12 protein-coding genes are annotated in these 12,950 nt (G+C 67.6%); 1 reads left to right on the top strand and 11 read right to left on the bottom strand.

The genetic code is table 11. The annotated features are described in order from the left end of the window. The 11 genes from H0X00_RS01630 to H0X00_RS01580 all read right to left on the bottom strand — a co-directional run bounded on the left by H0X00_RS01630 (position 1) and on the right by H0X00_RS01580 (position 12,108). Positions 1–1,041, bottom strand: a complete 1,041-nt coding sequence (locus H0X00_RS01630) for a hypothetical protein (protein ID WP_293766909.1) — start codon at positions 1,039–1,041, stop codon at positions 1–3. 62 nt (positions 1,042–1,103) lie between these two features. Then, the gene (locus H0X00_RS01625) at positions 1,104–2,693 is read right to left on the bottom strand and encodes an NAD(P)/FAD-dependent oxidoreductase (RefSeq protein ID WP_293766907.1); all 1,590 of its coding nucleotides are present in this window, start codon (positions 2,691–2,693) and stop codon (positions 1,104–1,106) included. 41 nt (positions 2,694–2,734) lie between these two features. Beyond that, the gene (locus H0X00_RS01620; RefSeq protein WP_293766904.1) at positions 2,735–3,433 is read right to left on the bottom strand and encodes an ABC transporter ATP-binding protein; all 699 of its coding nucleotides are present in this window, start codon (positions 3,431–3,433) and stop codon (positions 2,735–2,737) included. After that, positions 3,430–4,236: an ABC transporter ATP-binding protein gene (locus H0X00_RS01615; RefSeq protein WP_293766901.1), complete on the bottom strand. Its 807-nt coding sequence runs from the start codon at positions 4,234–4,236 to the stop codon at positions 3,430–3,432. The genes H0X00_RS01620 and H0X00_RS01615 overlap by 4 nt, the downstream gene beginning before the upstream one ends. After that, positions 4,227–5,684 carry an ABC transporter substrate-binding protein gene (locus H0X00_RS01610; RefSeq protein ID WP_293766898.1) on the bottom strand — a complete coding sequence of 486 codons (1,458 nt, stop codon included), beginning with the start codon at positions 5,682–5,684 and terminating at the stop codon, positions 4,227–4,229. The genes H0X00_RS01615 and H0X00_RS01610 overlap by 10 nt, the downstream gene beginning before the upstream one ends. Before the next feature lie 51 nt (positions 5,685–5,735). Beyond that, positions 5,736–7,685, bottom strand: coding sequence for an ABC transporter permease (locus H0X00_RS01605; RefSeq protein ID WP_293766896.1), 1,950 nt, complete (start codon positions 7,683–7,685; stop codon positions 5,736–5,738). Then, positions 7,682–8,191: a hypothetical protein gene (locus H0X00_RS01600; protein ID WP_293766894.1), complete on the bottom strand. Its 510-nt coding sequence runs from the start codon at positions 8,189–8,191 to the stop codon at positions 7,682–7,684. The genes H0X00_RS01605 and H0X00_RS01600 overlap by 4 nt, the downstream gene beginning before the upstream one ends. After that, the gene (locus H0X00_RS01595; protein ID WP_293766893.1) at positions 8,188–8,535 is read right to left on the bottom strand and encodes a hypothetical protein; all 348 of its coding nucleotides are present in this window, start codon (positions 8,533–8,535) and stop codon (positions 8,188–8,190) included. The genes H0X00_RS01600 and H0X00_RS01595 overlap by 4 nt, the downstream gene beginning before the upstream one ends. After that, on the bottom strand, positions 8,523–9,938 hold the full coding sequence (locus H0X00_RS01590; RefSeq protein ID WP_293766891.1) for a hypothetical protein: 1,416 nt from the start codon (positions 9,936–9,938) through the stop codon (positions 8,523–8,525). Before H0X00_RS01590 ends, H0X00_RS01595 begins: the two co-directional genes overlap by 13 nt. Then, positions 9,935–10,810 carry a hypothetical protein gene (locus H0X00_RS01585; RefSeq protein ID WP_293766889.1) on the bottom strand — a complete coding sequence of 292 codons (876 nt, stop codon included), beginning with the start codon at positions 10,808–10,810 and terminating at the stop codon, positions 9,935–9,937. The genes H0X00_RS01590 and H0X00_RS01585 overlap by 4 nt, the downstream gene beginning before the upstream one ends. Before the next feature lie 458 nt (positions 10,811–11,268). After that, the gene (locus H0X00_RS01580) at positions 11,269–12,108 is read right to left on the bottom strand and encodes a hypothetical protein (protein WP_293766887.1); all 840 of its coding nucleotides are present in this window, start codon (positions 12,106–12,108) and stop codon (positions 11,269–11,271) included. A gap of 132 nt (positions 12,109–12,240) precedes the next feature. Between H0X00_RS01580 and H0X00_RS01575 the strand changes: the two genes are divergently transcribed. Then, positions 12,241–12,921, top strand: coding sequence for a TetR/AcrR family transcriptional regulator (locus tag H0X00_RS01575; protein WP_293766885.1), 681 nt, complete (start codon positions 12,241–12,243; stop codon positions 12,919–12,921). Positions 12,922–12,950 lie beyond the last annotated feature (29 nt).

Below are 12,950 nucleotides of genomic sequence, written 5' to 3'. Positions count from 1 at the left end.
TCAGCGTCCTCCGGACGATGTGGCGGCGAGGGCGTGCTTGCGCCGGCGGCGCGTCCGGAAGAGGGCCCGGTCGGCGAAGTCCTGACACTCGCCGTACCCGGGGGAACCGTTGATCGTGTCCCACCGCATCAGGGACCAGTCGGTCCGCCACAACATGTCGTAGTGCAGGACGTTGGTCGGTCGTCCTTCGGCATGGACCGAGCGCCCCTCGGCGTCCTGCATGTCCATGACGACCCGCTGGGCCACCCCATCGGGGTCGCGGTAGGTGGTCCGGCTTCCGGAGACGCCGGTGCTCAGGGTCCCGTCCATCACGAAATGGCCGTAGGTCAGGGACTCCGTCGTCTCGAGGTCCTCCCCCAGTGACTCGCTGGAGAACATCGACGCGACGAAGGACACGCTGCCGTCGTCGGCGTGGCCGAGGTCGAGACCGCCACGCAAGCCGGGCGGAAAGGCATGGCGGACCCCCCAGGACCGGTCGCGGATGTGCGGTGCGTCCACGGGGATCTCGTCGCCGTCGATGACGATCGTCCCTTGTACGTGGGCGAGCTGGTCGTAGTGGAACGATCCGAACGACACCGAGTCGGACGCCCCGAAGTCGTCGGCCTGCGCCTCGGCCAGCGCGCGGTAGGACAGGTTCAGCGAGACCTCACGCTTCTCGTAGCGAACCTCGTAGGTCTCCAACGGCTGCGGTGAGGCGACCGACAGGGTCGTGTCGGCACCGTCGTTGAGGGTGAAGTTGAAGTGATCGCCCTCGGTGGGATGGGTGTAGAACGGGAACCAATCGAAGTAGAGGCAATCGTGCTGCTCGTCGCCGTTGCCATCCCAGATGGCGACGCCGCCGGCTGACAGATTCATGTGGGGTCGGTGCCAGTAGTAGAGCCAGCCGTTGATGTTGCGCTCGGGAACCATGAACCCGAACCACGCCGACTCGTTCCACCGTGGATGGTCGGACCGGGGATGCCCGTGCCAGGACTCGACGGCGGCATCGAGTCTGGGCCGGCCCGGGGCGGCGCGAATGATCGACTGCTCGGTCAAGGGCATGGAGGGCTCCTCGGATTCATGCTCTGGTCGGGTCATGCGACGGTCGAGGGTCGGGGGCGACCTCAGGGCTTGCGACGGCGAAGCGGGTGGTTGCGGGTTGCCTTGAGCAACGTGTGCGCGGCGGTGCGTCCCGGCCAGCCGTTCGTCCCCGACATCGGGTGGGCGCCGTGGCCGGTGTGCCAGAGACCGTCGATAGGTGTCCGGTAGCCGGCGATCGACGGGCTGGGCCGCCACGGGCCGCTCTGCGAGGGGATCAGGTCGACCGCGCGCGAGGAGCCGCGGTACGCCCAGGGCTCGTTGAAGTCGCGAGGGCTGCTGGCGTGGGCGGCGATCACACTGCCGCGGATGTCGGGCGAGTACTCCTCGAGGTGATCGATGACGCGCTCGAGATAGTCCGCCTTGGCCTGCGGCCAGGTCTTCCCTCCGGACAGCTCGTAGGGCACCGCACCCACCCAGACGAAGATGCTCTCCCCCCGGCTGCCCGGGGGAACCAGGCTCCGATCGAGCACGGAGGGAATCGCGATGTAGAACGGGATCTCGTCGGCGAGTTCGCCCACCTTGATCTTGTTCATCAACCGCTGGACGTAGTCGACGCTGGGCGTGAAGCTCAGCCCACCGAGGTGCTCATCGCCGATGTCGTGCTTGGGAAAGGTCGGTCGGCAGTCCACGGCGATGTCGCCCTTGAAGTGGCTGATACCGCTGGAGAGCACCTGCATGCGGTTGACCTCGTCCTGCGTCCGGGGGGACAGGTCAGCCGGGCCTACCAGTTTGGTGAAGAGCGAGGTGGGGTCGATCGCCGCCATGACCTCCTTGGCCCGCACCTGCTCACCGGACATGAGGGCCACGCCGGTGGCTCGGCCGCCCTCGACCAGGATCCGCGCGACGGGAGCGGAAGTGCGGACCTCGCCGCCCTCGGAGCGGACCGCCGCCGCCAGCGCTTCGGAGAACGCCCCGGCGCCGCCCACGGGTCGCTGCAGGGGGAAGAGGTGCAGGAAGGCGAAGTACATGAAGATCGAGGTGTTCAGCGGCTCGTCGAGGGGGCGGAACGCGCCGGTGACGACGTTCATGGCGAAGAACGCCTTGAGTTCCTCGCACTCGAAGCCGTCCAGGATCTGCAGGGGGGACGACAGCAGGATCCGGGCTCCCGGCAGGAGATTCTTCCGGGCTTTGGCCAGGCGCAGGAGCAGGCTGGCGACCGTCTTCGGGCTCGGCCGGGTGGGGTGGTCCAGCAGGTAAGGGATCGCCGCGTAGGTGATGTCCATGACCGGCTTCATCCAGCTCGCGTAGTACTCGGCGTCGCGCTGGGACAGCTTGGCGATGGACTGGCACGTGCGATCAAGGTCGCGGTACAGCGAGAACGACGTGCCGTCCGGACCGAGGTGGGTGTTGTGCGGGTCCGGGTGCATCCATCGCAACCCGTGCCGGGCGAGATCGAGCTCATCGACCACCGAGGGCCGGATGTGCCGGAAGGGGAACTCGATCGCGTAGGTGTTCATCAGGAATCCCGGGGCGCCGGGCACCTCGTCGGTCACCACGAACCCGCCGACCTTGGGATTCGCCTCCAGCACCACGACCTTCTTGCCGGCCTTGGCGAGATACGCGGCCGAGGTGAGGCCGTTGTGTCCTCCGCCGACAACGATGACGTCGTACATGGGAAAGCTCCGCTCTGGTGGGTTGAGATACGGCTGCTGCCTCAGAGTCCGACGCCGACGTAGGCCTTGAAGACATCCGCGGCGTCGAGTTCACTCGGCTCGCCGGCGAAGGCAATCTCTCCGCGGTTGATCAGGTAGACGAAGTCGGCAACCTCGAGGGCTCGAGTCACGTACTGCTCGACGAGCAGCAGGCTCGCCCCGGACTGGGCGAGCATGGCGAGGAATTCGAAGATCTCATCGACGATCTTCGGTGCCAGTCCCATCGAGACCTCGTCGAGCAGGATGAGGCGCGGGGATTGGATGTAGGCGCGGGCGAGGGCGAGCATCTGCTGCTCGCCGCCGCTCATCGTCCCCGCCAGCTGGGACAAGCGCTCCCCCAGCCGCGGGAACGCGCTCACGGCCCGCGCGATCGCGTCCGACTCGTTTCCGGCCACCGACTGCAGGACCAGGTTCTCCCGGACGGTGAGGCTCGGGAACACTCCGCGCCCCTCCGGGACGTGACAGACGCCGCGGCGAACGAGCTGATGCGGCGACGAGCCCGTCACGTCCCGCCCCTCCAGGTGGATCCGTCCCGCGCTGGGTTTCAGCAGGCCGGAGGCCACCCGCAGCAGGGTCGTCTTCCCGGCCCCGTTGGCCCCGAGGAGGGCGACCACACTGGACGGCGGGACCACCAGATTGATGCCGCGCAGCACGGTGGTGCCGCCGTATCCCGCAGCCAGGTTCTCCAGCACCAGCGTCACGCGGACCTCCCCGCCAGTGCCTCTTCGACAGCCTCACTGCCGAGGTACGCCGACTTGACGATGGGACTTCCCGCGACCTGCGACGCTGTGCCGTTGAAGATGGGCTTGCCGAAGTCGAGGACGTAGATGTAGTCGCACACCCTCATCACGAGCGCCATGTCGTGCTCCACGCAGAGGATGCCCACCCCCCGCTCATCGACCAGGGTCCGGAGGGTCTCGCCGAACCGATGGGTCTCCGCCTTGTCGAGTCCGCTGCTGGGTTCGTCGAGCAGCAGCATGCCGAAGCCGCTGGCGATGACCCGGGCCAGCTCCACGAGCCGGCGCTGGCCGGTGGAGAGATCGGCCGGGCGCCGATCCGCGAGTGCTGTGATCCCGCTCAGCTCCATCGCTTCGGTCGCGGCAGTTCGCACCTGGCGGCGCTCGGCCGCACCGCAGCGCAGGAAGCGCAGCGGGTTCGACCCCGCCATGCCTGCTTCTCGCCCAAGCGCCACGTTCTCCCGCACGGTCAGCGAATCGAACAGCTCCATCCGCTGGAACGTGCGGCCGAGGCCGCGTTGCGCTCTGGCCTGGGGCGGGAGTTTGCTGATGTCCTGGCCGTTGAGCCGGACGTGGCCGGACGTCGGACGGTTCAGGCCCGTGATCGCGTTGAACGTCGTGGTCTTCCCCGCGCCGTTCGGGCCGATGAGCCCGGTCAGGCGTGCGGCGGGCGCGTGCAGGGACACGGTGTCGACGGCCACCAGGCCGCCGAATCGCACCACCAGGTCCTTAAGCTGAAGACCGGACTCCGCCGGGGTCAGAAGCATGACATCCGCCCGCCCTTCGGAGCGCGGAAGCCACCCTCGGACACCGAGACGATGTAGTAGCAGTTGGTCGGCGGAGTGGGCTTGCCCGCGGTGAAGGTCAGCGGCGGTGCGGCGCCGTTGAGAGTCTCGTTCTTGATCAGCCCGAGGCCCTTCAGCACCGTCGCCGAGGTGACCGTTTGGGTCCGCGTGTCGGTGTGGACCTTGCCCATCGCGGCCGCGAAGAGCTTGCCGGACACCCAGCCCATCACGGTCGACTGGTCCAGCGCCGTGCCCGGTGCGTACCGGGCCGCGTCCTGGTTGAACTCCTTGCCGGCGGGCGTATCGGTGGAGTTGAACGGAATCACGGAGGTGCCGAGCCACAGGGTGTTCTTCTGTGCGTTGGGGTCGGCCGCAACCTGGGGGTTGATGGCGAGCGCCGGCGTCACGATCGCCGGCCGGTAGCCGAGCGCCGCACAGCTACGCACGATCCGGGACACCGCGGATCCATCCACCGCGGTCAGCAGGGTGTCCACGCCGTCGTTCTTCATGACCTGGCACTCGGCGGTGTAGTCGGTGGCGGTGATGGAAACCGCCTTTGCCGCCCCCTGTGCGAGCCCACCCCATTGGGCGATCTGATCCCAGTTCCCGGCGATGGCGCTACAGATGTTCGCCTCCACGCAGTACATCAAGCCGGCTCGGCGTCCCTTGAATGCCTCCCCGGCCTCCTTGATCCCGCCGGCGTACGACGCGAAGGCTCCCCCTCCTTGCGGGAAGAGATAGGGGCTCTTGGTCCAGGTGACGGAGTTCAGGTCGCCGCCGATCACGGGCACCTTGAGTCGCTCGGCCGAGCTCTGCAAGGCGGTGTCGGGGATCGGATCACCCGCCGCCAGGATGGCCACGGCACCCTTGTTGTTCACGAGCTCGTTCATGTTGGACTGCACGCGCGCCGGATCGGACCCGTCGTCCATGCTGTAAACCTGCACCGGGTGGCACTGCACACCACCCCGGGCGTTCACGGCCTGCGCCCAGATGTTCAGTCCCAGCCGCAGATTGCCGAGCGCCGCGCCCACCACGCCGGAACTGACCAGGGTCTGTCCGATCACGATCGGAGCGAGCTTGGTGGTGCAGGGCGCGTTGGGTCCGCTCGCCACCTGAGGGGTGGAGCCCTTGGCGGCCGCGGACTGCCCGCCCGCGGAGGCTGCGGCTTCGGGAGCGGAGTTCGTCGCCGCAGTGCCCTGGGCCGCAGCGCCCTGGGGCGTCAGGGCCGCGACCGCCGGGCCGCTTTCGGTCGTCGCCGCGACGACCGTCTCGCCGGTCGAGGTTGCCCCCGCCGGCACCGCGACACCCGCAGCGCCGCCCTCCGCGCTGATGATGCGGTCGTCGGCGACGCGGGTACCGCACCCCGCGACCAGCACGCCGACAACGGCTGCCACTGCGAGCATCTGACGACTGCGGATGGTGTTTGACATCGAAGTCCGTACCCTTGGGAGAAGAGGAAGGTGAACCGCACGGCCGTGGACCTAGCGAGTGACCGGCACCCGAGGTCCGTGAACGGGTTGTGCTTTGTCTGACGGGCCGTCATGTGCTTCCAGCCGTCGAAGCCGGGCCTCGGCGGGCCCCCGAAGGCGATCGCTCGATCGCTCCGCGAGGCGGGTGAAGGGCACGTCCCATCCACCCTGAGCATTCGCGGCTGCGAACATGGCCGCCAAACCGAACGCCATCTGGAGCATGGTGTTCATGTCGGGGTCGCCGATGTAGTTCGGGATGACGTAGAGCAACACCGGCGCCACGATCGCCGCCGACATGACCCGGCGACCGGAGATGGCCAGGACGGCCAGGATGACCAGAGAGTTGACGTAGTTGAACGTCGACGCGCTGACCGAGCCGAAGAGCGAGCCGTACAACGCCCCGCTGATTCCGGCCATGAAGCCCGAGATGCAGAAGACGATGACGCGGGCGACGTTGACGGAGAGTCCGAGCGTCTGCAGCGCGACCGGGGAATCGGACAGGCCGCGCAGCACCCGACCGAGCCGGGAGCGCTCGATGACCAGCACGGCGATCACCGACGCGACGGCTACCCCCAGCAGGAGGTAGTAGTAGGTCTCGTCATCGCTGAAGCCCGCCGGGCGCTCGGTGGCCAGGCTGCCGAAGCCGAACATGTAGCTCTTGCCGTAGCAGAACTGCGCGAGCATGATCCCGAAGCCCAGCGTGGCCAACGCGAGGTAGAGGCCGGACAGGCGGATCGCGGGGATGGCGATCAGCAGCGCGGGCGGGATGCAGAGCAGCCCACCGATGATCACGGCGAGCGCGAAAGGCATGCCATAGCCCTGCATATGGCCCAGCCCGATCGCTCCGATGGCGGCAAACCCGAAGTGGCAGAGCGAGATCTGTCCGGACGTACGGACCAGCAGGTGGAGCGAGACGAACAGGGTGACCTGGGTGAGGGCCTGGTTGTAGGCGGGAAGGTGCGCACCGACGAACCACAGCTGCGGGATTGCGAGCGCGACGAGCAATGTGGTCCCGTACCCGGCCGCTCGGAACGGGCGGGGGACGCGGCTCGGCGGAACGGCCTTCGCTCGGATCTGACGGCCCGTCTCGACGAGTTTGCGCCGCGGAATCACCAGCAGACCGATGAACAGGACGATGAACGGTGTTGCCAGGTCGAGTCCCTGCAGATCCGGGTAGGCGGTGATCTCCTTGCTCACGAGCTTCTGGAGCAGCCCGACGACGATCCCGCCCACGATGCACAGCGGTAGGCTTTGGAAGCGCGCGATGGTGGCGGCCCCGAACGCCTGCACCACCAACAGGGTCAGGACGTTGACGTCGATCTGGGCCTGCGTGGACGCGAACAGGACGCCCGACATCGCCGCGAACGACGATCCGATGATCCACGCGTACCGGCGAACCCGGGTCGGAGAATCGCCGGTCAGGTCCAGCAGGGCTGGATCGTCGACGACTCCGCGCATGGCCGTTCCCAGCCGGGACAGTCGGAAGAACGTCACCAGGGCGCCGGCCGCCGCGAAGCCCAGCAACAGGATGATGACCTGCTCGTAGTTCACCTTGGTGCCGGAGACCGAGAACGCTTCCCCCTGGGGCAGGAAGGGGTCGAAGACCCGGCTCGTGCTCCCGTAGATCAGCGTGATGAGCGACTGCAGGGCCACCAGCAATCCGACGGTCCCGACGATCTTGAAGGCGGTGGGGACGCCGCTGAAGGCCACGGCGAGACGCTCCAGGACGATCCCCATCAGCGGCCCGAAGACGCACACCACGAGGGCGGCGGCCACCGGCCAGGGCAGGTCGGCCTGCTGGCGCAGCGAGTAGAAGACGTAGGCGCCGGCGGCACACACGGCGCCGTGGGCGATGTTGAACACACCCGAGGTCTTGTAGGTCAGGACCAGACCCATCGCGGAGATCCCGAAGACGGCCCCGGAGGTGACCCCGAAGATGATGTACGGGATGTACTCGTTCATTGCAGGCACACCTTGCACTCGTCGAGTCGCCGAGCGGCGGCCTGAGCGCGGTCGAGGTTCACGATCGGCTTGCCCGCCACCATGGGGCAGGTGGACCGGTGGACGAGGGTCATCCGCTCACCGGTCACGAGGTCGTCGGAGTGGGCCGGCGCGACAGCAGCGGGTCGCGCCGCCCGGGACAGGGCCGGCTCACCCGTCGTGGGCAGAAGCTTCCGGGTGAGGCGCAGGTCCGCCACGAACTCGCGTTGGGCCCGGCGAACCTCACGGAAACCCACCAGGAGCCACCACGACATTCCCAGCCCGAGGATGACGCCCGCGCCGATCGCCACCATCAGCCAGCTCTGCTGATTGTCGAAGTCCGCCTCGCCACTGACCCCGACCCAGGCGATCCCCACCCCGACCAGGCCGACGAGGGTCACCGCCGAGGACAGCAGGCTGTCGGCCTTGCGCCAGGGCGTCTCCTGGGCGAGGTAGCGCGGGACCGCAGGGACGGCGACCTCAGTCACGAGCCCGCGCCCGCGTGGCTGGGCACCGGTCGGTCGTAGGTCGCGGCCTGGACACCGTCCACGGCCAGTCGCAGCTCGAGCTTCTCCTCGCGCAACTGGGCACCGAGCGAACGCAGTTCACGCCACTCGTCCCGCAGATCGGCGGAGATCCAGAGGACCGCGCCCACGCCGAGGAAGAAGATGCCGGCCATGCCCCCGGACACGATGTAGGGCATCTGCTTGGCCAGGTGCTCCGTACCGCTCGTGCCGATCCAGCCAAGCAGGAGCGAGACCAGGCCGATCACGGCCGCAAGCACGGCTGCCGAACGATCCCACTGGGCGCGGATGTACTTCAGGAACCCCATCGGAAACGCACTCCCATCACGCGAAGGGCCGTGGCCGCCAGGAAGGCGAGCAACCCGGTTGCGACCAAGGCGAGGTAGATGCCGGCTGCATCGAAGTCGAGGGACACCGCGTTCCCCGCAGGGATCAGCCCGGAGGACACCGGCGTGGAGTTGCCCGCAACCGACCCGAGGCCGGGGACGGCGCCGGCCGCGGGCGGCAACCCGCCGCCGATCCCGATGCTGTCCACCCCGGTGGAGGGCAGGCCCAACGCCGGCGCGTCCGAACTCAGTCCGTCCGCGGTGAGAGCGCCCGCGCTGGGAACCAGCCGCAGATCGACCTGGGCCACCGTGAGGCCAGAGCTGAAGGTGACCGGCGTTTCCCCGGAGTAGTAGATGTTTGGCGGCGGGGAGGGCAGGGTCGTCGTGAACTGGAAGGCGGGCGCCACAATCCCCGACTCGGTCAGCTGGGAGGCCTGGAACGCCATCGTGACGCCAGCCGCTTTGAAGGCGTCGAGGACAGCCGGTGCGTCGAGGACGTACTTCTGGTCGGCGCCTTCGGCCGGGAGGGTGAGGACGAAGTACCCATCGACCAAACCGATGTCCGGCTCGGCCAGGGTCTGACCGGCCATGGGCAACGGGACGGGGGGGAAGGTCGCCGGCGGAACGTTGGGAACCCCCGGAATGGGAACCGGCAACGGCACAGTTCCTGGCGTCGATTCGGGAATGGTGAACGAGAGCCCGGGAACTGAGATTCGGCCGATGCTCAGCGAGGCCGTGCGCACCAGCTTTCCGGTGCCGGCATCCGCCATCGCCTCTGCGTGGGAGCGGTACTGGGACAAGGTGAGGGCACCGCCGAGTTTGAGAGCGTTCCCGGCGGTGTCGGCCAGCGCTCGGACGCTGCCGTCGTCCAGGCGATCCACCCGGGCCAGCGACGTGAGTCCGGAGGCTTCCTGGCCGGCGACGGCAGAAGCGATGGTGTTCCCTGCATTGCTTTCGGCGTGCAACTGCACGCCGGGGTAGCTGGTGTTCGCGGGCGGCCCGCCCTTGCCGGACGATGCGATCAACGGATAGGGCGGCACCGGGAGCCCGAAGATCCCGCCGAGCACACCCGGCACGCCCGGGATGACATCTCCGAAGTACGGGAACGCCGCGTTGGCGTCGCCGATGCCGACGCTGGACTGGTGGGCGGAAGCCTGGGGCCCGATACCTTCGATGATCAGCCCCGCCGGTATGGAGGGGTTGGTCAGGGTGGCGTCGATGCCGACTGCGCGCGCCAACCCGTCGTAGGGAGCGTCCGCTCGGGCGGCCGGCGCTGAGCCGAGCACGATCGATCCAACGGCGACCAGCACCAGGCCCGTGGCCGCGGTAGTGGTGGCGGCGCGGCCCGCGGCAACCTGCTGGCGTGCGGCCATCCAAGGCTTCACCGGGAGTCTCCCATCTCGACTGCGGTCGGCTGAAGTTCCTCCGCGCGTCGACTTGAAGCCAACCAACCGGTGCCGGGCACCGCCATCGTGACCATTCGTTCATCACCGGCGATCGCTGCGGAGTCTGAATCGGCGTCAGATGGGGGCTTCGCCGGCCCGATCGACTCGTCCAGGGCCAGGAGTGCTCGCTGCGCGGCAATGCTGCGGAGCAACAGGTAAGCGGTCAGGGCGATCCATACCCCGAAGAAGGCGAACGGGAAGTAGAACGGGAGCCCACGCCAGGAGAACGGGCCCGATTTCCAGTTGAAGGCCAGTGCCCCCAGTTCAACCATCGTGAGCATCCAGAGGCTGAAGTAGCCGTACCACCGGGGGAACGGCGACGCTGGGACCGTGCTCGGTCGCAGACTGATCACGATGAGGGCGATCCACGGGAAGACGAAGTACTGATCCGTGGTGATCAAGGTCAGCACCGCGAACTCGTGGATGACCGCCGTAGCGTCAGGGTCCCGGCCGGGGGTAAACGCAGCCACACCCAGCAGGAGCGGTGGAAACACCAGGAACAGCGACGTCAACGACCCGCCGATGATCGTGGCCCAGGTCCACACCGGGAATCCCTGTTCGTGACGCCGGATCTGCGCACCGATCACGATGAACAGCGGCACCATGAACCCGCTGGTGTAGGACGAGATCGTCGCCCCGATCTTGATCTCGCCCGCTCTCGATTCGTACCAGCGCTGGAGCTCCGCACTGTCCATGTCGGCGTTCGGCGGCGGAACCATGTGCAGAAGGAAGACGAAGCTGAGCCCGAAGATCGCCCCGAAGCCGATCGCCCACCAGATCATCGCCACTTGGCTTCGCAGCGAGAAGCTCACGAGCAGCTCTCCCTCGACATCGAAGACGCGGCTCGCACACCGTCAGCACTAACCGGATGGTCCGTCAGCTACGTCGCCGACCCCTTCGGGTCGTTCCCGCCACGATGGCCGCACATACGGGTCCGGTCAATCGTGAACAAATTGCCACCTGCACGCCGCTGAGTCCGATGGAACGCATGGTCACCATTGCCGCACGGGCTCGGCGAACCTAGCGTCGACACCGGACGGAAGAGACAGTCGGCATCCACTCTCGAACGACGCACCCCGACAGCGGTGACCAGCCCGCGCGGCAGCGAGGAGGCGGGCGAAGAGGTGTGGGAGGTATTCGCGCAGGAGGTCAGGGATCTGCAGGTCGCGCCGCCGGCCGACGGTCCCCCGAGCAGCGCCTATGTCACGTGGGTCTTCGAGATCCTCGCGTGCGCCGTCGCCGACGAGCGTGAAGCCCAGGACGAACCCGGTCAGGCGCAGAGCGGCGCGTACTCCTCGACCTGCGACGGGTCGAATTTGACGGAGAACTCACCCCAGCCATAGGCAGCATCAAGGCTCATCAACATCTCGGCGGTTCCGATTGCTACCACCTTGGCCCGCTGGGCGCAGTCCCGGGCGCGAGCGGGATGAGCCGTCAGGAAGTCTCGGATCCAGCTCCCGGCGGCGGCGGTTGCGGCCTGCCCGATGCGGATGTCCGGCCACAGGACGGCGTGAAGCCGCAAGTCTGCAGCCGCCACCGAGCTGCTCAGCGACGCCATGACGCTGTTGAAGGTCCACTGATCGACGATGAAGTCCTCCCACGCGTCGCCAGAGGCGCGAGCGAGAGCGGATTCCAGAGGGCGGAGGTGGTCCTTCACGTCCACTCCGCGCAGGCCGACCTGGGAGAAGGATTCGACGAGGACGTTGGTCCTCGTAGTACGGATCAGCGCCTCGTTGATCAGGTAGGTGCGCGTCCGGGCCGAATCCGATGCGAGCGCCATCCTCAGGTTGAGATCCGCGAAGATGCGGTGGAGTTCGCTCACCGTCACCAGACGGAACAGATCCCCGGTGTCCAGGGACGTGCAGTCGAGGCGGGGCGTCTTCAGGACCAGGCTCCGGCTGGATCCTTCGGCCCGCTCGAGGAATCCCTTGTGCCGAAGGGTCTCCAGCATGCGGTGGGCCCCGGAAGGTCCCCCCAGCTGGCATGCGTCCGACACCTCACGGGCCGTGGGCGGGTAACCCCGACTCGTGGTGAAGTCGCCGATACAGCGCAGGATCTCGCCCTGACGACCTGTCAGTGTCGGCGTCATTACCGTCACCTCGCTGCTCATCGGGAAACCGTGTCCCATGGAAGCTAAGGCACACCGCCTTGCTAGTCAAGGGATACTCTTTCCCTTAGAGGGGTACGATCATCTTTCAGGCGAGGCCTCATCGGCGGGCGAGTCAGGAGCTGTGAGCGACCCATGACCGCTTCAACCGGGGCACCCAGCCGTGCGACGGTCCCGCCCCCTCCGCGCAAGCAGCGGCGACGACCGGAGGAGGTTCGCGAACTCATCCTGGAATCCGCGCGCACGTTGTTCGCGGCGAAGGGATACGCGGCGACCACCAAGAGTGACATCGCCCAAGGCGCCGGCGTCTCGCTCTCGGTGCTCTACCGGCACTTCGACAGCAAGGCCGCCATCTTCTCCTCCGCGGCGCTCCAGCCCTTCATGACGTTCCTGGACAACCTGACCGCGGTGTGGCTGACCCAGCGAGAGGGCCCGACGGGCGACGAAGCAATGATGCGGTCGTACATCGGTGATCTCTACAAGCAACTCACCACCCAGGGCGAGGTCCTGGCCGGCCTGATCTCGGCGTGGAAGGAGGTCGATGACGAGACGCTGGCAGAGTTGCGCCTCTCGGTCGACCAGATGTTTCACCGGATCCAACTCATGGGCGAGCTAGAGGCCCGCCGTCGCGGGTGGTTCTCCCCGGACGGGCTGGACAGCGTGCTGCGCATCCTCGTCGGCATGGTGTTCGGGCTGGTGACCTTCGACTGGATGCTGGTCAAGCCAGGTACCGACCCCGACAAGTTCGTGGACGACATGGTCAAGATCGCCTTGTGGGGCCTCGCCCGTCAGCCCGCACCAACCACGACCTACTGACGTGGGCCGACGGTCCGAGAGGGTCTGCC

Source organism: Sporichthya sp. (assembly GCF_013815995.1).
Lineage (GTDB): Bacteria > Actinomycetota > Actinomycetes > Sporichthyales > Sporichthyaceae > Sporichthya.
Note: the sequence above shows the minus strand (reverse complement) of the source record. Positions and strands in the feature narration are given on the sequence as shown.